This is a genomic window from Paenibacillus sp. FSL R5-0519 (genome assembly GCF_037974275.1).
In the GTDB taxonomy this organism is placed as follows: Bacteria; Bacillota; Bacilli; order Paenibacillales; family Paenibacillaceae; genus Paenibacillus.
This window is the reverse complement of record NZ_CP150234.1, coordinates 24,133-43,262: the sequence shown is the minus strand read 5'-3', so window position 1 is coordinate 43,262 and position 19,130 is coordinate 24,133. Positions and strand designations below refer to the sequence as shown.

At 48.0% G+C, this 19,130-nt stretch carries 19 protein-coding genes; 1 reads left to right on the top strand and 18 read right to left on the bottom strand.

What is annotated here, in order from left to right; genetic code table 11:
- Nucleotides 1-126: 126 nt before the first annotated feature.
- From MKY73_RS00205 to lspA, 9 genes are all read right to left on the bottom strand, one after another.
- Nucleotides 127-990, bottom strand: coding sequence for a carbohydrate ABC transporter permease (locus tag MKY73_RS00205; RefSeq protein ID WP_339308796.1), 864 nt, complete (start codon nucleotides 988-990; stop codon nucleotides 127-129).
- Between the two features lie 48 nt (nucleotides 991-1,038).
- Nucleotides 1,039-1,920 (bottom strand): sugar ABC transporter permease, encoded by an 882-nt coding sequence (locus MKY73_RS00200; protein WP_124116702.1) that lies wholly within the window; start codon nucleotides 1,918-1,920, stop codon nucleotides 1,039-1,041.
- A 38-nt stretch (nucleotides 1,921-1,958) separates the two neighbouring features.
- Nucleotides 1,959-3,278 (bottom strand): extracellular solute-binding protein, encoded by a 1,320-nt coding sequence (locus MKY73_RS00195; protein WP_339305037.1) that lies wholly within the window; start codon nucleotides 3,276-3,278, stop codon nucleotides 1,959-1,961.
- A gap of 126 nt (nucleotides 3,279-3,404) precedes the next feature.
- Nucleotides 3,405-4,187, bottom strand: a complete 783-nt coding sequence (locus MKY73_RS00190) for a response regulator (protein WP_339305036.1) — start codon at nucleotides 4,185-4,187, stop codon at nucleotides 3,405-3,407.
- On the bottom strand, nucleotides 4,177-5,949 hold the full coding sequence (locus MKY73_RS00185) for a sensor histidine kinase (RefSeq protein ID WP_339305034.1): 1,773 nt from the start codon (nucleotides 5,947-5,949) through the stop codon (nucleotides 4,177-4,179). Before MKY73_RS00185 ends, MKY73_RS00190 begins: the two co-directional genes overlap by 11 nt.
- 556 nt (nucleotides 5,950-6,505) lie before the next feature.
- On the bottom strand, nucleotides 6,506-7,333 hold the full coding sequence (locus MKY73_RS00180) for a carbohydrate ABC transporter permease (RefSeq protein WP_036606635.1): 828 nt from the start codon (nucleotides 7,331-7,333) through the stop codon (nucleotides 6,506-6,508).
- Nucleotides 7,333-8,199 (bottom strand): sugar ABC transporter permease, encoded by an 867-nt coding sequence (locus MKY73_RS00175; protein WP_036606633.1) that lies wholly within the window; start codon nucleotides 8,197-8,199, stop codon nucleotides 7,333-7,335. The genes MKY73_RS00180 and MKY73_RS00175 overlap by 1 nt, the downstream gene beginning before the upstream one ends.
- A gap of 24 nt (nucleotides 8,200-8,223) precedes the next feature.
- Nucleotides 8,224-9,462, bottom strand: coding sequence for an extracellular solute-binding protein (locus tag MKY73_RS00170; RefSeq protein WP_339305031.1), 1,239 nt, complete (start codon nucleotides 9,460-9,462; stop codon nucleotides 8,224-8,226).
- A gap of 447 nt (nucleotides 9,463-9,909) precedes the next feature.
- Nucleotides 9,910-10,401, bottom strand: coding sequence for a signal peptidase II (gene lspA, locus MKY73_RS00165; protein ID WP_339238599.1), 492 nt, complete (start codon nucleotides 10,399-10,401; stop codon nucleotides 9,910-9,912).
- Nucleotides 10,402-10,626: 225 nt separating this feature from the next.
- On the opposite strand from lspA, the gene MKY73_RS00160 reads away from it, so the two are divergent.
- Nucleotides 10,627-11,106 (top strand): heme-degrading domain-containing protein, encoded by a 480-nt coding sequence (locus MKY73_RS00160; protein WP_339305029.1) that lies wholly within the window; start codon nucleotides 10,627-10,629, stop codon nucleotides 11,104-11,106.
- 71 nt (nucleotides 11,107-11,177) lie between these two features.
- Here MKY73_RS00160 and MKY73_RS00155 read toward each other — a convergent pair whose 3' ends face one another.
- From MKY73_RS00155 to MKY73_RS00115, 9 genes are all read right to left on the bottom strand, one after another.
- Nucleotides 11,178-12,155 (bottom strand): permease prefix domain 1-containing protein, encoded by a 978-nt coding sequence (locus MKY73_RS00155; RefSeq protein WP_339305027.1) that lies wholly within the window; start codon nucleotides 12,153-12,155, stop codon nucleotides 11,178-11,180.
- 6 nt (nucleotides 12,156-12,161) lie between these two features.
- Nucleotides 12,162-12,491, bottom strand: coding sequence for a PadR family transcriptional regulator (locus MKY73_RS00150; RefSeq protein WP_105600351.1), 330 nt, complete (start codon nucleotides 12,489-12,491; stop codon nucleotides 12,162-12,164).
- A 160-nt stretch (nucleotides 12,492-12,651) separates the two neighbouring features.
- The gene (locus MKY73_RS00145) at nucleotides 12,652-13,599 is read right to left on the bottom strand and encodes a nucleoside hydrolase (protein WP_339305026.1); all 948 of its coding nucleotides are present in this window, start codon (nucleotides 13,597-13,599) and stop codon (nucleotides 12,652-12,654) included.
- Nucleotides 13,600-13,880: 281 nt separating this feature from the next.
- Nucleotides 13,881-14,285, bottom strand: coding sequence for a DUF350 domain-containing protein (locus MKY73_RS00140; protein ID WP_339305024.1), 405 nt, complete (start codon nucleotides 14,283-14,285; stop codon nucleotides 13,881-13,883).
- Nucleotides 14,273-15,682 carry a glutathionylspermidine synthase family protein gene (locus MKY73_RS00135; RefSeq protein WP_339305022.1) on the bottom strand — a complete coding sequence of 470 codons (1,410 nt, stop codon included), beginning with the start codon at nucleotides 15,680-15,682 and terminating at the stop codon, nucleotides 14,273-14,275. The genes MKY73_RS00140 and MKY73_RS00135 overlap by 13 nt, the downstream gene beginning before the upstream one ends.
- Nucleotides 15,683-15,686: 4 nt before the next feature.
- Complete coding sequence (locus MKY73_RS00130) at nucleotides 15,687-15,971, bottom strand: hypothetical protein (RefSeq protein WP_192135170.1); 285 nt, start codon at nucleotides 15,969-15,971, stop codon at nucleotides 15,687-15,689.
- Nucleotides 15,971-16,393 carry a hypothetical protein gene (locus MKY73_RS00125; protein ID WP_339305021.1) on the bottom strand — a complete coding sequence of 141 codons (423 nt, stop codon included), beginning with the start codon at nucleotides 16,391-16,393 and terminating at the stop codon, nucleotides 15,971-15,973. The genes MKY73_RS00130 and MKY73_RS00125 overlap by 1 nt, the downstream gene beginning before the upstream one ends.
- Nucleotides 16,394-16,710: 317 nt before the next feature.
- Nucleotides 16,711-18,792, bottom strand: a complete 2,082-nt coding sequence (locus MKY73_RS00120; RefSeq protein WP_339305019.1) for an ABC-F family ATP-binding cassette domain-containing protein — start codon at nucleotides 18,790-18,792, stop codon at nucleotides 16,711-16,713.
- 97 nt (nucleotides 18,793-18,889) lie between these two features.
- Complete coding sequence (locus tag MKY73_RS00115; RefSeq protein WP_181150888.1) at nucleotides 18,890-19,051, bottom strand: hypothetical protein; 162 nt, start codon at nucleotides 19,049-19,051, stop codon at nucleotides 18,890-18,892.
- Nucleotides 19,052-19,130: the final 79 nt, after the last annotated feature.

The window sequence follows — 19,130 nt, the reverse complement described above, 5'->3', positions numbered from 1 at the left end:
TAGGTATTTTCAGCGTTTTCATCTAGTCCTTTTTCCGTACGACTATCCAAGGTTTTAGAAGACAAAAAAGGCCCCTCCCCACTCGCTTTTAAGCAAGTGATGAAAGGACCTTCGACGTTCAACCTTTTAACCTTTAACTGAACCCGCAGCAATTCCCTCTACAATTCGATTACTCAGGATGAGAAAAGCAATCAGGATCGGCATAATGCTAATCATCAGCGTGGCACCAATGGCTCCCCAATCCGTTGTATATTGACCGATAAAGTTCTGTACCCCCACGGTCAGGGTCTTGTATGAATCCGTACTGATGAACGTATTCACAAAGATGAACTCATTCCAGTTATAGATCATGTTGATGATTGCCGTTGTGGAGATAACCGAAGCTGTCATCGGCAAGATAATCCGAAAGAAAATCCGATGCACGGAGCAACCATCCATCACAGCGGCCTCTTCCACTTCCCGAGGAAGCGCGTAGTAGAATCCGAGTAGAATCATAATGGTAATTGGCATATTAAAGGCAATGTAAGACAAGATGACTGATAACGGATGATCGGTTAGATGAAGCTTCAGGAACAAGCTGAACAGCGGGATCAACGTGGAGTGCACAGGGATCATCAACCCCACCATGAATAGTCCCAAAACCAGCGAACGACCCTTCCAGCGCATACGTGTAATGGCAAAGGTCACGAGACTGGCAAACAGCACGGTGAACACCACCGAGACTACCGTAATCCATACACTGTTGAAGAAATATAAGCTGATATTTCCCTCTGTCCATACTTTGACATAGTTTTCCCAACGCGGAGTAGCAGGAAGGGAAAAAGGCGCCATGTCGAATACTTCCTGATTATTTTTAAGCGAGAATAACAGCAGCCATACCAGGGGTAAAATTTGCAGCAGAGCGACCAGGGACAAGAGGAAATACAGCAGAACATATCCGAATCTCCTTAACCATGCCGAGCCTCGGCCTGTCCCCGGGTAAGTTGGCAATCTTACGGCCGTATCCGTCTTCACCGGGATGGACCTCCTTTCATTTCGTCAGGAATACTGGATCGTATCTTTGGATGCCGTCGCTTTGCGAAGCAGCCAGGTAACCAGCAGACAGATCAAGAGCAGGAAGAAACCTACAGCACTGCCGTAACCAAAGTCGAAGCTACGGAACGCCTGACGATACATATAGGAGGCCATCACTTCGCTGGAGCCATTCGGTCCGCCATCAGTCATCACGTAGATAAGATCGAAATACTTGAGTGAGCCTACCACAGCCAGTACTACGGTCACCTTGATGACTTCAGTAATAAGCGGCAGCTTGATTCGAAAAGCGATCTGCCAAGGACTTGCCCCATCAATCCGGGCTGCTTCCACCAGAGATTCCGGAATGTTTTTGAGGGCCGCATAATAGATCAAAATATAGAAGCCTGCATACTGCCACAGAATCGGTACGAACAGTGCATATAGCACCAGAGATGGCTCCGCCAGCCAAGCTGGCGGATTGCTGAAGCCGATTGCTTCCAGAAAGGTGTTCAGCACACCATTGCTGGGATGGTAGATCTTCAGCCATAACTGGGCGATCGCGACCGAAGACAGCAGCATCGGGATCAAATATATTTTACGGAACAGGTTGGCGCCCTTAATCTTGCCTGACAGCACCAAAGCAATCATCAGATAACCGATCAGACTCAGCGCGGAGAACAAAGCAAGCAAAAAAGTATGATTCGCACTCTGCCAGAATGTTCCGTCCTGAAGCAGTCTGGCGTAATTATCCAATCCGATAAAGGTCATTGCACCGATCCCGTCCCATTGCATCAACCCATAATACCCGGTGAGCACAATCGGGATGTAAACCAAGATCAGCAGCAGAAGCAGTGCAGGTAGCACGTACAACGCAGCAACGAGACGGTTGGACATGACTTTGTCCATCACATTATCCTCCCTTCAAGCGTTCAAGCACGTGTACGTCAATTGCCTTTATCAATCGCAGCCTGATGATTCTTCACAAAGTCCTCCGGTGTCACTGCTTTGCCAAACAACGCCTGAATCATGTCCAGATGTGCCTGAGCGGCTGCCGGTTTCATCTGCACGTCTGCAAAGAGTGTGAGACTGCTGGCCTGATTCAATTCATTCAGCAGGTCGATGTAGAGCTGTGGCAGCTGTACTGTCGCCGTATCCACTTTGGTTGCCGGGATAACACCTGCTTCAGTCACCGAACTCTCACCCCATTTTTCCACAAAGTATTGCACGAACTTCTGTGCTTCTTCCTTCACTTTGGAGTTCTGAGCCGCGAACAGTCCTACCCCTGGACCACCGACCCAGCTGTTAATGTCGCTCTTGCCGCCTTCCATCGTTGGGAATTTGAAAAATCCGATCTTGTCCTTGAATTCCTGCGGGATATCCGGGTTGGTCGTGAAGTTCGGCAGCTCCCAGGTGCCCATCAGGTACATGGCAGCCTTTTCGTTCATGAATTCGGATTTGCCCTCATCGTTGGACAACCCGTTGAAGCCTTTGTTGAAGGCATTCATATCCACCAGCTTTTGTACCTCGGCAGCAGCTTGAGTCAGCGCAGGATCATCGAACTTGCCGGAGCCATTGATCGCCTTTTCCAGTGCATCTCCACCTAACCGATTCGCCAGATACATATACCAGAGCGATCCGGTCCAGCGGTCTTTATTGCCCAGTGCGATCGGCACTTCACCGTTCTCTGTCAGTGTCTTCAGCACACTCAGGAATTCATCGTACGTTGCTGGCGGCTGCAAGTTATATTTCGCAAAAATGGCTTTGTTATAATAAATGGGGGAGATATTCAACTCAATGGGCAGGGCATATGTTTTGCCATCTATCGCATAGGCTTCTGTTGTTCCGGCTATGAACTTGTCGCTAAGCGAGCCGCTAAGCACATCATCCAACGGCGCAAACAGATTGCCCTTTACATAAGGCTCCAGAAACCCGGCAGCCCAAGTTACACCCACATCGGGAAGTTCATTGGATGCAGACAGAATTTTTAATTTATTCTTGTATTGTTCATTCTCCAGCACTTCCTGCTTGATGGTCACATTCGGATGATCCGTCTGATACTGCTTGATGATATCGTTGACCAATTTATTTTGCTGTGCAGAACTGCCTGCCGGCCAGAGGTGCATGAATTTGAGGGTTACTTTCCCATCTGTGCCGCTGCTGCCCGTTTCACCCTCTTGATCCGAACTTGAACTGTTACATCCGGATAAAATTACGGCGAGAACCAGCGTCCATGACAGAAGTATGGCCATCGTCTTTTTGCTCATTATCCCAACCCCCTTGGTTTTTTCGGTTAATGTAACCGCTTTAACCAAATTGTAGCATGGGTCTATCTCCCCCATAAGACCAGAGTAATTTGGAAAAACTCCACTTTTTTGAGGTTATTTGTTATTTTATTCAGATAGGGAATGCCGATATTTGCTTGGACTAAGCCCCTCCAGACTTTTAAATACCGTGATAAAATACTTATCCGTCTGATACCCCACCTGTTCGGCAATTTCCGAGATCGGCAGGGTCGTCTGCACAAGCAGCTCCTTTGCCCGCTGAATGCGTTTCCGGGTGAGGTATTCACTAAAATTGATGCCGATCTGTTCCTTAAACAATACGCTAAAGTAACTGGAGTTGAGATGCAGTAAATCAGCAATTTCACGCATGGTCACATGTTCCCCCAGATGCGTATCCACATAGGCCAATGCTTCACTGATCTGGCTATTGAGTCTCTGTTCCCCACGCTCCTTAACATCCAGCAACTTGGGGTCCACCAGTTCCTGCATCGTTTGAATACGTCGCTGTTGTTCGCTAAACTTCAAGGCCTTTTCGACGGTCTGCAGCAACTGTTCCTTATCTATGGGTTTCAACATATACTCCACGACACCCAGCTTAATGGCCTGCTGAGCGTATTGAAAATCGGCATGTCCCGACATAATCAGGACGACAGGTTTGTTTGCAAAATGCTGAATGGCTTCAATGAGGGACAAGCCGGAGAATTCTGGCATGCGAATGTCCGTGATTAATAGATCTGCTGGCTGTTTCCTGAGACACTCCACGGCCTGGGTGCCACTCTCCGCGGTCAGGATGTGATTTCGTCCTGCCGACCATCCTTCCAGTGTCTTGCGAATACCCTCTCTTGTACGCGGTTCATCATCGACGATAAGAATCGTTTTGTCATGAATCATATTCACCCTCCGTCCCTTTGGGAATCTCAAAGCAAATGACGGTCCCTTCCCCAACCTGACTAGTTATGGAGAGCTTGCAACGTTCACCAAGTTGGCCGCCAAAGTAAAGCTTCAGTCGCTGATGTACATTGATTAGCCCTACACCTGTCCCTTTCTTGGATACAGCGGGACCACCATCTAAAGCATAAATGACAGATTCAATACGTGATTCATCCATACCCGGGCCATCATCTCTAACCTCAATACGAACCAGGTCTCTCTCGGTCGAAGCATCCACATGGATGCTTATCTTTCCCGGTCCCAGTTTACTTTCAATGCCGTGGAGAATCGCATTTTCCACCAAGGGCTGTATAAGCAGTTTGGGAATGGGGACCTTACGCACCGCATCGCTGAGCTCAATTTCCCATTGCATTCGATCTCCCAACCGCATCTGCATAATTCGAAGATACCGCTCTGCGTGTTCCAGCTCGTCGGCAATCGTAACCCATTCATCCTGCTGCGAACTGGAGATCGTGTAGCGGAATAATCGGGACATCGCCACAACCATACGTGCCATCTCCTCGTCTCCCTTTTCCTCAAGGGACCAATAAAATGCCTCCAGCGTGTTGAATAGAAAATGGGGATTAATCTGAGACTGCAGCGCCTTCAGCTCGGCCCGGGACTGCATGACTTCCTTCTCATGCACCACACGGGTCAATTCGTTCTGCCTGTAGACCATCTGGTTATACACGTCGTTAAGTTCATTGATCTCCATCGTAGAGCTGACCATTAGATTGGGCCTCATTGCTCCCGGCTGTGCACTGCGCATGGCCCGCATCAGGCGTATGAGTGGACGTGTAATCATCGTGGACAGGAAAAAGGACATGATAAGGAACAGAACAACACCGATCATTCCCGAAACGAGCAGCGCCGTCCTTAAAATGGATACACCTTCCGTTGTCTCCCCTAGCGGGGTCAGGACAGCAAGTGTCCATCCCGTTAACTCCGATTTTTGCCGAACGACGATATAGGATTCCTCCCCGTTCTGGACGACAGATCCGCTATCCAATATGGCTTTTGGATCAAGATTAATCTCCAGATCGGAAGTCACCACTTCGCCTGCACCATCCAAGAGCATGATAGAGTCCTGCGAACCATCTGACCCATTCGAATCATTGAGTTGAAAAAAACTGCGTTGCATCCGTACCACCACATAACCTCCATGTTCGAAAGAATGATCCAGCAGGTTAATCCGCCGAATAGCCAGCAGCACACCCGGATCTTCAGGGTCAGCGCCTGCCCATACCAGCCTGCCTTTTCCTTCATCCGCCAGATTGATCCAGTTGCGCTCAACTCTGAGATCGAGCGATCGGTCATCCATCGGAAAGATGCGGTTATAACCCGTAGTGTATATCTCCATACTTTGCGCACCATTGATGAAAGACTGATAACTGCCTGCAATCTGCAACAGGGCTTGGCGCTGATTAAAGGTGGCCGGGTTGCCTTGTTTCTCATCGCTGAGCAGACGCTGCACATATGCATCATCCGCCACCTGGGCAGTCAATGAATTCACTTGTGCAATGAGTGCATCCAATCTGCCGCTGGCTTGGACGGCGGTTTGATGAATATGTTTCTCTGCATTGCTTTTCAGCAGAGCAGCTACCCGATCATAGGCCGATATGCCTGCGAGCAGCAGAACAACAAGCATCACCATAACAAAACCAATGAAGATCTGATTGCGAAGTGAGTTAAAATGTCCTTTTCTCCCGTGCAACTTCCCCATTCTCCTCTCTTTTTGGCATGTAAAAGAACCCACCACCTTACGCCCGTGCTCTTGAAGACTGGGTACAAACGATGCCGGATTTATCTACGTATTCAGTTCCCCTATATAAAATGAACGAAAGAATATTTACACTAGCCACTACGATGACAGAATAACCTTCCAATCGCTGTTATCCCCAGATTTTTTGATTCCCTTTTTAAAGGGGAAAATCCGGGGATAAAGGCGAAGCATATGCTTCCGATGCAGCTTTCTTTCAGAAAGCTTTCAGCTCCGCTTTTTCAGGTTATTTCTGCCCTCTCCGTTCTCGTGCAAATGTTTAGTTCAATTAATATAGTTAAAGCGCTTGCAAAATTGAACCTCAATCTTCTTCTCACTATCTTTGTTTACCGATTAAACTAACGACTAAAAAATAGCATAGATTTACAGGTTAATCAATCCTCCCGCGCGTTCCCAAACGTCAAATGACAAGGAGCAAAAAAAGAAAGGGGACTTGTAAAGTCCACCTCTCTTTGGTCATATCCCTTCACACATATTCTTTTCTTTAGCACATCTTCGGTTATTTTACAGACCCCTGTGTAACCCCGTTGATGATCCACTTCTGTGCAAACAGGTAGATGATAATCATTGGCAGCAACGCGAGCAAGTAGGATGCAAACGCAAGGTTAAACTCGGTATTAAACTGACCTTGGAATACATACTGTACCAGCGGCAATGTGTACTGTCCTGGATCACTGATAATAATGAGTGGCAACAGGAAGTCGTTGTACGTGGACAGACAGGTCAGAATACCAACCGTGGCACTGATCGGTGCCATGAGCGGGAAAATAATTTTCCAGAACGTGCCCCAGGTTGTCGCCCCATCCACAAAAGCCGCTTCCTCCAGCGCTACCGGAATGGACCGGATATATCCCACATACACAAAGACGTTGAATGCCAGACCGTAGACCGTGTGCAGCAGGATCAGACCTACCAGATTTGTCATCTCCAGCGATGCGGTCAGCTTAACAATCGGCAGCATGATGATCGGGAACGGGATGAACATCGCACTGACAAAGTAATAATAGAGTCCTTTGAAAAACTTGCGCTTCTCCATATTCCGTGCAATGGCATAGGCCACCATGGAGTTACTGAGCAATGTCAAAAGCACGGTGGAGGCGGTAACGATCGCACTGTTACGGAACGATTGGAAGAAGTTCGTCATGTCGATAGCTCTCGCGAAATTCTCCCAGTGAAGCGTTGTCGGAATGGCAAAGACCGATTGGGCCATCTGTTCCGGATTTTTCAAAGCAATCGTAACGGTCATATACAAGGGGAACAGGATAAACAGCGTGCCCAGTACAACGAGCAGCATAACGAGCCAATTGATTCGTGTACGGCTTCTCATTACAGATCCATCTCCCTTCTTTGCAGGAACCGGATTTGCAGAATTGAAATCACTGCAATAACGATGAAATAAATAACCGAGTTCGCAGATTGATATGCATATTCGCCGCCTTCGAATCCTCCGGTGTAGATCAGATGGGAGATGGACTGCGTCGCCCGTCCGGGACCACCGTTGGTCAAGGCTACGATTTGGTCAAAGACCATCAGCGAGTTTTTCATCGCCAACACCATATTAATAGTGAAGAAGGGAGCAATAAGCGGGAATGTAATGCTCCAGAATTCACGCCATTTGCCTGCACCATCGAGGTTGGATGCCTCGTACAGTGTCGTTGGTATCGTTTGCAGACCAGCCAAATACAGAATCGTATTCAGGGCCACGGATTGCCATACGGCAACAATAACGATACCAATCCAAGCCAGACTCTCGCTACCGAGTATGTTCGTGGAGAGCGCGTTGATGCCCAGATTTTGTCCCCAGATCGGGAATACATTGGAGAACAGGTAGTTAAATATGTAACCTACGATCAATACACTCAGAATATTGGGCAGGAAATAGATGCCGCGGAAAAAGTTACGGAACTTGATCTTGGCATTCAGCCCGAGTGCAATGAGCAGGCTCAGGATATTGGTCAGGATCGTCACCACGATCGCGAATTTGAATGTAAACCAGTAGGCGTTACCTACATTGTCATCCTGGAACAGATTGAAATAGTTTTTGAAGCCAACAAAATCATACTCTTTCCCGAATCCGTTATAATTCGTAAATGAATAATAGATGCCCTGAAGGGCCGGCAGTGTCATAAATACGAAGAACAATACTACCGCCGGAACCGTCATCCAGTAATAAGGTGCGATACGTTTGTTCATGTTCCATCCTCCTTTAGACAAGGCTTAGCGCCGATTGGCAACCTTGTCCCATTCTTTGTCGAGTGTATCTAGATAGTTATCGATGTTTTGGTTCTGCAAAAAGGACTGTACGATGGAATTCAGCTGCACCGCAGCCGGAATATAGTGATCGGGGAAGTCAATAACCTTGCCCTGCTCGATATAAGGCATCAGTTCCTGCACGGCAGGATCATCCTGCTTCACATCTTCGACCGCAGAGAACAACGTCTGTTCGTCAATGTATCTTCCGATATTTTCAGGCTCTAACAGAAATGCAATAAACGTCTCTGCCTGTTCGCGATTAGGCGTGTCTGCCGCAATGGTAAACAGGGAGTCGATCCCGTTCACCAGTTTGATCTTGCTTGCATCGTTGCCTGTTGGGAATGGGAAGAAACCGATGTCTACATTCGGGTTCGCTTTGCGAATCTCCGAGATGGCCCAGGTTCCCTGGATGTACATGAAAGCTTCACCATTTGCGAAGGCACGGTTACCATCTGAATAGGCCTTACCAAAGTTATCGCCGTGGCCGTACTTCATAAGCTCCAGCTGTTTCTCAGCAACCTCTCGGTATGACTCCTTAAACGTTACCTTGTTATCCCGACGCTCCTGATAGAAATCAATGCCGACCAGGTTGGAGGCAAGTGCATTGAACGGGAGGCTTGTCTGCCAGTCATCCTTGTATGTGAAGTAAAATGGAATTTCGCCCGCATCCTTAATCTTTTGGGCAGTCGCGATAAGTTCATTCCACGTTTTGGGTACGTCCAATCCCATTTCCTTAAACAGCGTTTTGTTGTACATGATGCCGTTTGCATTGGTTGCGTAAGGAATACCTGTCACTTCGTCCATGCCTGTGAGATCCTTCAGCATTTGTATGTAGTTCGGATCAATCGTCTTGAGCAGTGAACTGTCCGTCAGATTGGTGAAAATATCACTCTGGGCCAAAATGGAATACGTATCCGTTGCACCCATGGCCATAATGTCCGGGATATCATTTTTGACAACACGTGTCTTCAATACGGTCTCCGCATCTGGCGGATTCACCTGGGTCACCTGAATATCGTCATGCTCGGCATTAAACGACTTGATCAATTCGTCAAAGGTTGTTTTGGCTTCAGGCTTGTTCTGGAAAAATTCAATCTGCACTTTACCATTTGCACTATCCCCACTGGTACAGGAAGATAGAAGTACAGCCATCATTCCGCATAGCAACATTGTCCCGAGAGCCTTGGTAAGCGTTGTTCTCATGTTGTACCTCCCTCAGCTTTATAAATTAAACTAATATGATTTACACGGTGCCACTCCGATTGCAGTACCATCTTCCGATCGTTGTTATCCCCAGATTTTTTCGATTCCCTTCTCAAAGGGAAAATCCGGTGATAAACACGCACGCTTCGCTTCTTCAGATTGGTTCTGCACTCTCCGTGTTCGTGTATATCTTAGTTTCACTTTATATACGTAAGAATTTACCCATTCAGATGGTGAAATAACCATTTGGTTAATCCTTCCATCCACTCATACTATGAGCGTTGACTATACAGGTCTTTATTATTTCTAAAACGGTTTCGGTAAAAATGAATCAAGGCATTTCTTCCCATGGGCCAAAATTGGCATAACAAAAAGGACACTGGATAATCTCCAATGTCCCTTATTTATTAAGCTATATTCACCCACTATAAAGCTTTTATCCGTGTGTCACGAACGCTCAGCTTTTGGCAAGGCATTGCGTAAACGCTTGGCTCGATAACTCTGATATGCACGAATCAACATGCCAATGATGATCATGACCACACCGATGTTAATTGCGACATCAGCCAGATTCAAAATGCCGCGTCCTGACGGAAACACGAGGAAATCCGTTACCCGCGCATAGATAAATCGATCGATTGCATTTCCTAAAGCCCCGCCAACCATAAAACCCGCGCCAGCTTGCATCCAGAAACCACGAATCTCACCTTTACTCCGGTAATACAGCATGCCCGCTATGAACAGAACAGCAATCACACCAAACAGACGTGCATTTCCCTGAAACATGCTGCCTGCCATTCCACTGTTCTCATAATGCTGTAACTGCATGCCCGAGTCACCCAGTCTCATGACATCGCCAACTTCCATATACATCCTCACTGCAATCTTGGTTCCCTGATCCACCAAAGTCACCAGCAGTGCTACCAAATAAAACAGCATCGTGCTTCTCCTCCTGCCTACTGAGCGCTAACTTATTTTAACTTTAAGAGTTTTGTATATTAGGTTACCTTCACTTTAACACAGCTGATGTACGGTCTCCAAATGAGCCATCTCCAGCCACACATATAGCGTCCAGTAACATGGTCCAGTCGCACTTGGAAGGTACTGTCCCCATTCATGTCGAATGTAGACATCAACCATATATGTAAAGGGGATGCCTGTAATTTGAACCTCACCATGATCGAAAAATTAAAGGAAATGAAACAGGAAGAAATAGAATTGGTATTTGGCACATTTGGTTCTGAAACGGCGCTTAACCTTGGCCTGCATCTGGTTGAAGAAGCGAAACGTCGTTCCCAGGCCGTGACCATCGACATTACCCTGAAGGGACATCGTCTCTTTTTGCATGCGATGGAAGGTACTCATCCCGACAACGAGGACTGGATTCGACGTAAAAACAACGTGGTGAATCATTTTTCATCCAGTTCTTGGCATACCGCCCTGCGTTTGAGAAACGAGAACCAGACCCTTGAGCACAACTTCAATCTGCCTTCATCGGACTATGTACTGGCTGGTGGCGCTTTCCCGCTGATTCTGGAAAATGAGGGACAGGTCGGCACCATTACAGTATCGGGTCTGCCTGATGAGGAAGACCATGATCTGGTCACGACAGGAATTCGCTCGTTTTTGTTGCAGCAAGGGTAGATTAAACGTGTAAAAAGCCCACCTGATCTATATAGTAGATCAGGTGGGCTTTACTATCCAAAGCAACATGCTCAGGACGGATTTTTGCTTTTCATAATATGGTACACATTGCTAAAGCTGCCGGAGAGAATACCGGTAATCGGAAATATGGCCCAATTGATATCCCACCGTTGATATACAAAGCCTGTGAACAAAAAGATGGCTGTCGCCAGCGGCCATACAATCGCTTCCACGGCTCTCACAACCTTGACCTCCTGCTTCTTCTCTACCGTCAACTGGTGCTTCTCCAGCAAGTTTGTGTAAGCCCCCTGAATATTACCGTAATATACAAACAGGAATACTCCTACCCCAGCCATGACCATAAAGGCAGAAACACCATAAGAGGCGTAGTTATCATTGATAGAAGAGGCTCCGAAAATAAACACAGGAGACAGAATGCACAGGCAGACACCCGTAATGATGGCTATACGATAAGTCAGAGCGAAGCTTTCCCGACTATGCTGAATACTCATTTTAAGTGTATAAGGAAGCTGGAAGCCCTTCTCCATATAATTGAAGCGTTCCAGCTTCATACCGCTGTATATGAACATGCTTACCGCAATGGCAATCAATACGAACATGCCGATCAGGCCTAGTACAGCGCCCGTTTCCACCGAACGGTTTGCAGCTGAAATGGCATAGTTCTCAAATAAGGCATCCATGAAGATTAGAAATGCCACACCTGACGCGCACAATAAAACACCCAGTCCAATCCAAAATCCGGCATTTCTCTTCGCAGTGGTATATGTGTAAATCTCTTCTTCCGTTAACACAGGTACTGTCTCTTCCGGACTGATTGGCTGAATACCGAGTTCGGCTGTTAACTCCTCGATGTTACCAAATTCCGAGATCACAATGCCGATGGCTTCATTCTCCGACTTGCCTTCTCGCTTCAATTCCAGGTACTTATCTTCCATCCCCGAAAGGAGCTCCTGCTTCAGATGTTCCACCTCGGGTGTCTTCGGCAGACCAACAAACATGTTCTCCAGATACACCATAATTGTCTCCATGTTCCGTCACAACTCCCTGATAAATAGATTAACAACCTCCTGCGTAACCTTCCATTCCTCACACTTTTCTCTGTAGTAGTCGAGGCCGGGCGGCGTAATCCGGTAATAGGTACGACGCTTCCCCAAACTATTCTCATCCAGGTAAAACGATTGAATATAACCGTTCTTCTCCAATCGGGTGAAGGCCGAGTATAATGTCGTTTCCTTCATGACGTACTTTTCCTCTGTCAGCTGTCTGATGTTCTTGGAAATCTCGTAGCCGTACGACTCCCCTTCGAGCAGCATGTAGAGGATCAGCGTATCATTGTAGCCACGTATAACGTCACTGCTGATCACAAAAAATACTCCTCCTCGTTACTTCACCTGTCGTAGTAGTTGAAGTATAGCACAACTTACTACGACAGGTGAAGTAGTTATTCCAAAAATGGGCAATAAAAAATCCGTACCTGGGAAAGGTACGGATTTTTTTGTTTTTCCTGCAGATTAATTACTGCGTTTATTGGATCGTCGAGAGAACATCGAGCAGCATGGATTTGAATTTTGGTCGATCAATGGCTTCACAGACACGTACATTCGGCTCTTTGCCAAAACGTCCGTTAATATCAACCACACTGTATCCGCGTGTCAGCTCTCCTGCCGCTTCGACATCCACATAATACTGACCTGACTTGGTCATGATGGATTCATCTGCCGCAACAGCCATCAGCAACGTATCGGGATGAGTGGTGCCATTGAGTTTATGTACCGACTTGTTGAACTGCATAACCACTTTGTTGATTGCGGTGAAGAAATCAGCACCCGATGTCCCCAAAGCCGCAATCTCTGCATGATCGTCATCGTCCATCACTGAATATTGCGTACACATCTCCCATCCAACCATTGTGATCGGAATGCCCGCATGCAGTACAATTTTTGCAGCTTCCGGGTCTACGTAGAAGTTATACTCCGCCGCCGGTGTGATATTGCCCAGTGCATTATTCGTTCCGCCCATGATGTACAGGTGAGCAATCTCCGGAATAATCGTTGGGTCTTTCTGAATCGCCATGGCAATATTGGTCAGCGGGGCAATTGCCAGCAGTTCAATTTCACCTGGATGTGCATGCACCTTCTCAATGATAAAATCAACCGCATGCCCGCTCTCAGGACGCTGCTCCGCCTTCGGGAAATGCGCGCCGCCCATGCCGTCATCGCCATGCACGTCTTCCACTGTACGGTGCTGAGCTTTACCGTAAGCCATTAGCGGTCGCTCGCATCCTTTATACACAGGCACCTTTCCGCCATGTCCAGCAACCTGTACCGTGTACAGGGCATTTTCAACCTCTTGGTCGAATTGTACGTTACCGCCCGTAATGGTGATGCCTTCCACCTGAAAGTGATGCAATGCCGTCAGGATCGCAATCGTATCGTCTCCTGCTGTATCTGTATCGATGATGACTTTTCTCATGATGCCGCGCCCCTTCTTCCGTTTGATTTTCATTTAGAACAAAAATAACACATTACACTTAATAACGCTGCGTACAGAACAATCTTATGATCGCTGTTACCCTCGGATTTTTTGTATACCTTCTCAAAGGTAAAAATCCGATGATAGCTTATGCTTACGATGCAGCTTCCTTTCAGGAAGCTTTCAGGCGAACGCTTCGCTTCTCCAGATTTTTTCTGTCCTCTTCGTTTATGTGCAAACACTATATTCATTCTAAATTATCGTTTATCTCTAGGTATATTTTACATCAAAAATGTACCGATGACGATGGAAACGCCGATGATAATCGAACGCAGCAGCTGCGCTACCGCCATATTTCCTCGTGCAATTTCGTCGCAAACTCGCATTTTGGGCGTGAGAAAGTCAAATATAATATAGACCAGGCACAGCAAAATAATTCCAAACGCCGACCACAGCAGCATATCCAACCACGAATGCGTCGAGTAAGATACCATGCCCACAATAATACACAGTCCAAGCAATTTGCTGCCCATGTACATGCCTGCCGCTTCGTTTCCTTTCGCGATCTCTTCACTATCGTTATACCGGGTCAATTTGCTAAAAGCGAAATATCCACATACCAATACCACCAGCAAAATGCCTATACCCAACACAACATTCAGCAAGTTCAATCCTAAGTTCTCCATTCCTTCTCCTCCTCATCATTCATCCGTTCACGAACCGCAGCCGCGCAATAATAGGCCATATCACCGGTTACTTTCTCTCCGACCCTGGGTAACAACCCAGCCAAACGCCCACCGATCACAAATACCCCTGTAAGCAGATAACCGCTGTACGCGCCATCTTCTGTCTCGATCACGACCTGCTCCATCGGGACCAGTTTCTGATAGATTTTGGGCTGGTTATTGTAGTAGGCTGCAATTTCTTCATCCTCGTCTTCTTGGAGTGGATCTGCCGCTCTCACGGTTAGAGGAGAAGCCGACTTTTCCTCCAGCTCCGTAAGCCTCTGATGGTCCAAATTCTGTTGTACTGCATTCCCATCCAGCAAAAGAGTTCCTCTGCCTTCGCGCCCCCAATAGCTTTTGGATACATATGGCATGGCGTTCAGCTCGAAGGGTTCAGCCGAAAAATAAGTTGGCAGCAGATATCGGGAGATGACATCCATCTCTGTATCATCAAAGAGGGTAAACCCGCAATATTCCGGGGTTTGCTCATTACGCTCGTAGAGCGACCAGATCGCCGCCATGAAACCTTTGCTCTGCATGAGCACATGCTGAACAGGATTCATCAGGCCCAATCGTCCCTCCCGTACAAGATCAAGCAGCGCAGCGCCAATGTCCACACCGGTTGTCTCATCTCGATCACCAACTAGATACTCCAGTGGATAGAGGCGGTAGAGCAGATTAATCTCCCGACCTTTATGGTAAAGCGCCTCTCCCGGAACAATCTCCAGTTCCTCCAACGGGGCATAACAGGCTTCGTATCCCGCTTCCCGGCAACGCTTCATCAGGTACTCGGTATTCGTTCGATCTTCAACATGTTCCCCAAAAGAAGTGAACGTCACGGGGCCCTGTAACCCCTGCGCTGCATAGAATTCCAGCCACATTCTGAAACATTCTCGAATACGTTCATCCATCTCGGCAGATGGCGCTGCTAGCGTGGTATCCTCAGCAAGACCCACAAGAATATGTTCCAAAGCAGCAGCCTCCGGTATACCCGTAGGGGTGTCCGTGTTATTTTCAATACACTTTGGCCCCGCTTCTCCAATAATCCAGTCCTGGCGAGTAATGCCTCCAGTCACCATCTCCATACGTGCCGCCGGAATAAGCCCAGGATGAATACCTAACTGATGCTCCAAGAAAGAATCCGGCATATATTGTTGGATAAATCGCATCACTTTACAGTAAATGCCGTCTACCGCCTCTGCTGCAGTACGCAGCTCTTCTACCTCCGAGGGAGAATAGACCGTCAATGCAGGCACACAATATTGCTTTCCGTACATTCGATGATATGGAATCTGTTGTCCCGCTTCACCCTGAAATACCTCTTCATGACTTAACGGCAATTGAACCACTTGCCTCATCCGGTTATCCTCCCGAACTGCGGAAGAAACTGCCGAAGCCGCTTGATTTGGACTTGGATTTGCTGTAGGAGCTGTTGCTGTCCTTATTGCTTCGATACGACGACCCGCCATAGTAATAGTGCCCGCTGCTGGAATCATATTCACATCCGGTATCATACTCCGGATCACATTCATCATTGTTGCTACCGCAACCGGATAACACAGCAGGAACCGCCAGCATCAGGGAGAAAGCAACCAGCTTCGCTTTTGATCCAGGCTTGGATGCTTGCCCCCGCTCTTGCTCACTCATCACAGATCCACCTCTTTCATATAAAACAACACTTTCTTGCGATCCGCATCCAGCACGGAATACAGGAACTCATACGTCTTGCCACTGCGAACCATGTAATGGTCAAGCAGCTGCTCGGCAAGCTCCATCGTATAAGTGGACGACGCTGTCAGTTCCAACTCCTGAAATGAACTTCCATTCCACAACATATACTCTGCGCTGTACATGGAAGACATTTTGCACATCGCTAGGGCAGCATCCGCAATGGCTGCACCGTACTCGTCCGGCATCTGTTGGTCATACGCCGTCACGTATACCGCATGTTCCCGCCCATCTTCGCATTCATTGGACAGATGCGCCCAGAGTTTGTTTTTCACCAAAGTGGCGTCCACCAGTTTGCGCATGAACAGTTCATCCCGCGTGACTGAAATCTGTTCCAGCACCCCTGTCTCCGCCTGTCGATCATCCGACCAACTCCGATACGTCAATGAATAATAGATACCGATAACCTCCCTTTTTGCGAGCTCTTAGGTGAGCCGTTTCAATTCATACAAACGTATTTAACGCATGGGGAGGTAAAAAGTTACACTATTCCCCATGACATGTAAAAATAAGAACAGGTTGTCGCCACGTTCTTGGATCAACAAAGCTTGAAAAAACACGCAGATTCAGCGTTTGGTATGTCTCAACTCCGTGTCAAAAAGGCCGGAGAAGATTCCCCGACCTCGTTTGTTCAACCTTATGCTCATGCGTTTCGGACTTATAACTCAGCCCACTGAGCCAATACATCATTATATTCAGCGGACAATTGCTCACGATCATTCCAGATTTGTTCCAGTTCAAGCGGATTGTTCTGCACCGTTTCCAGCTGTTGATCCAACACCTGAATCTGTGCCTCAAGACGAGCCAACGTCTGTTCCAATTTCTCCGCAGACGGTTGGTTGCCATTGCCATTTCTATGATTCGATGAAGCTGCTGCCGAGGGGGTCAACCCCTTGCGTGATCCTTTGGAAACTTCGTTGTCGCCACTTCCATCAGTAGCCGCAACGGTGGAGCCATTCATTGGCGAGGTTGCTTCTGCCCTTTTCCCTGATCGGACAGTCCCGCTCGACGCTGTCGCCATACCTGACTTCATCTCTGACTTGGCGTTCCCACGAGAAGAAACTCCCACTCCTGCTGTAGCCTGAGTTTTCGCCGCCGCTCGAGCTTGCAAATCAAGCTTCTTCTCACGATACGCCTCATAGTCTCCCAGATAAGCGGTCATCTGCCCGTTTTCCAGTTCCCACACACGAGAAGCGAGGCGATTGACGAAGTACCGATCATGCGAGATGGCAAGTACGGTTCCTTCAAAATCAACCAACGATTCTTCCAGCGCTTCTCTGGATGCGATATCCAGATGATTGGTCGGCTCATCAAGCAGCAGTACATTGGGTTTGCGTTGCACCAGCAGAGCCAAACGCAAGCGCGTCCATTCCCCGCCGGATAACTGTCCCACCGAGCGGAATACATCCGCGCCATAGAATAGATATCGAGCCAGAATCCCGCGAGCCTCTCCTTCCTCCACGCCCGCTTCGAGACGGAAGTATTCAAGTACGTTCAACTTGGGATTCGCAGGTTCCTCCTGTTGAGCCAGATATCCCACATCCACACGCGCTCCCCACTCCAGCTTGCCCGCATCAGGTTGCTCGTCTCCAAGTAACAGCTTGAACAAGGTCGTCTTGCCGGAACCATTGCGGCCAATAAGTGCAATTTTATCGCCATATTCCAGCAGACCCGAGATCCCGCGCAGAATTGCACGCTCGCCATAGCTCTTCTCGACCTGTTCCAATACCGCTACCCGTTTACCCGTTCGATCCGTAGGACGCACATCGAACTCGGCATTGCGGCGCTCCAGTACAGGACGTTTCACCTGTTCCATCCGCTCCAGCGCCTTGCGCATGGAAGCGGCCCGTCTGAAGAACTTTTCATTGCCGCCCACACCACCCCATTCCTCAAGTTGGCGGATCGTTTCTTTCATTTTCTTGATAACCTTCTGCTGCTCCTTGAACTCCTCGAATTGCTGCAACAGCCGTTGTTCTTTCACTTTCATATATTCCGTATAGCCACCCGCTGCCGTTTCCGCTTCTCCATCCTCCAGCTCCAGCGTTCGATTCACCACCCGATCCAGAAAGTAGCGATCATGCGAGATCAGGACAATGGTGCCCGGGTATTCTCGTAAAAATCCCTCAAGCCACTCGACCCGCTCCAGATCAAGATGGTTCGTTGGCTCATCCAGCAATAACAGATCGGGTCTGACGATTAGCTGTGAAGCCAGCACGACCCGAGTCTGCTCCCCACCGGACAGCGAACCAAAGCGCCAATCATAATGTGCCTTGGCGATATCCAGACCGTCGGCCACCTGATCGATCCGGGCATCCATTTCGTATCCACCCTCACGCTCAAACTGGTCTTGCAGCGCTGCATAACGTTTCAACAGGCGCTCCAATTGATTAGGGTCTCCTGCACATGCCGGATCCGACATTTGTTGCTCCATTTCCTTCATTTGCGTGCGACATATCATAAGCTCCTTGAATCCAAGGCTCAGCACATCCAGAACGGTATGGTCATCCAGTCCTTCTGGAACTTGTGCCACGTAACCGATTCGTGTATCTTTTTTGATCATCAATTGCCCTTCATCCGGCTTGTTCAGTCTTGCCATCAGGCGCATAAGTGTTGTTTTGCCGCTTCCGTTGCGGCCGATCAGAGCGACCTTGTCGCCCTCCATAATTTCAAACGTAATGCCGTCCAGCACCAGATGTGCTCCGTGGTATTGAGTCAGTTGTTGCGCGCTAATCATTATCATAATAAGGTTCCTCCTATAGTTGGAAGATCCTGACCGCAACACAAAAAGAGCCGCAGGAGGTTAGCTCCGCGGCCCTTCAGAATTCAAGCAATATCGCTTATCGTCCGAATGAGGTCAAGGCAGGCATCTTCTCGCACATGTTAACTTCCGTATATTCAAAATTGGACAGACTTCTCCCGTTGGTCAGAAAAGTATGAACAATGCCAGCCATAGCAATCGGCAGCTGGCTAATACGGTTGTTAAGCATCTCGTGATTCACCTGTCTTCACCTCCCTTGTCATAATTAATGTCAATATATCACAGACGGATGCATTCCTGCAACCAGCCCATCGCCCAAT

What these genes read in the sequence shown, in the direction of transcription:
- MKY73_RS00170 (WP_339305031.1), bottom strand. Translation starts at nt 9,462, where the DNA reads ATGAGAACAACGCTTACCAAGGCTCTCGGGACAATGTTGCTATGCGGA.
- MKY73_RS00135 (WP_339305022.1), bottom strand. Translation starts at nt 15,682, where the DNA reads ATGAGGCAAGTGGTTCAATTGCCGTTAAGTCATGAAGAGGTATTTCAG.
- MKY73_RS00185 (WP_339305034.1), bottom strand. Translation starts at nt 5,949, where the DNA reads ATGGGGAAGTTGCACGGGAGAAAAGGACATTTTAACTCACTTCGCAAT.
- MKY73_RS00195 (WP_339305037.1), bottom strand. Translation starts at nt 3,278, where the DNA reads ATGAGCAAAAAGACGATGGCCATACTTCTGTCATGGACGCTGGTTCTC.
- MKY73_RS00155 (WP_339305027.1), bottom strand. Translation starts at nt 12,155, where the DNA reads ATGGAGACAATTATGGTGTATCTGGAGAACATGTTTGTTGGTCTGCCG.
- MKY73_RS00145 (WP_339305026.1), bottom strand. Translation starts at nt 13,599, where the DNA reads ATGAGAAAAGTCATCATCGATACAGATACAGCAGGAGACGATACGATT.
- MKY73_RS00190 (WP_339305036.1), bottom strand. Translation starts at nt 4,187, where the DNA reads ATGATTCATGACAAAACGATTCTTATCGTCGATGATGAACCGCGTACA.
- MKY73_RS00175 (WP_036606633.1), bottom strand. Translation starts at nt 8,199, where the DNA reads ATGAACAAACGTATCGCACCTTATTACTGGATGACGGTTCCGGCGGTA.
- MKY73_RS00180 (WP_036606635.1), bottom strand. Translation starts at nt 7,333, where the DNA reads ATGAGAAGCCGTACACGAATCAATTGGCTCGTTATGCTGCTCGTTGTA.
- lspA (WP_339238599.1), bottom strand. Translation starts at nt 10,401, where the DNA reads ATGCTGTTTTATTTGGTAGCACTGCTGGTGACTTTGGTGGATCAGGGA.
- MKY73_RS00120 (WP_339305019.1), bottom strand. Translation starts at nt 18,792, where the DNA reads ATGATAATGATTAGCGCGCAACAACTGACTCAATACCACGGAGCACAT.
- MKY73_RS00130 (WP_192135170.1), bottom strand. Translation starts at nt 15,971, where the DNA reads ATGAGTGAGCAAGAGCGGGGGCAAGCATCCAAGCCTGGATCAAAAGCG.
- MKY73_RS00140 (WP_339305024.1), bottom strand. Translation starts at nt 14,285, where the DNA reads ATGGAGAACTTAGGATTGAACTTGCTGAATGTTGTGTTGGGTATAGGC.
- MKY73_RS00200 (WP_124116702.1), bottom strand. Translation starts at nt 1,920, where the DNA reads ATGGACAAAGTCATGTCCAACCGTCTCGTTGCTGCGTTGTACGTGCTA.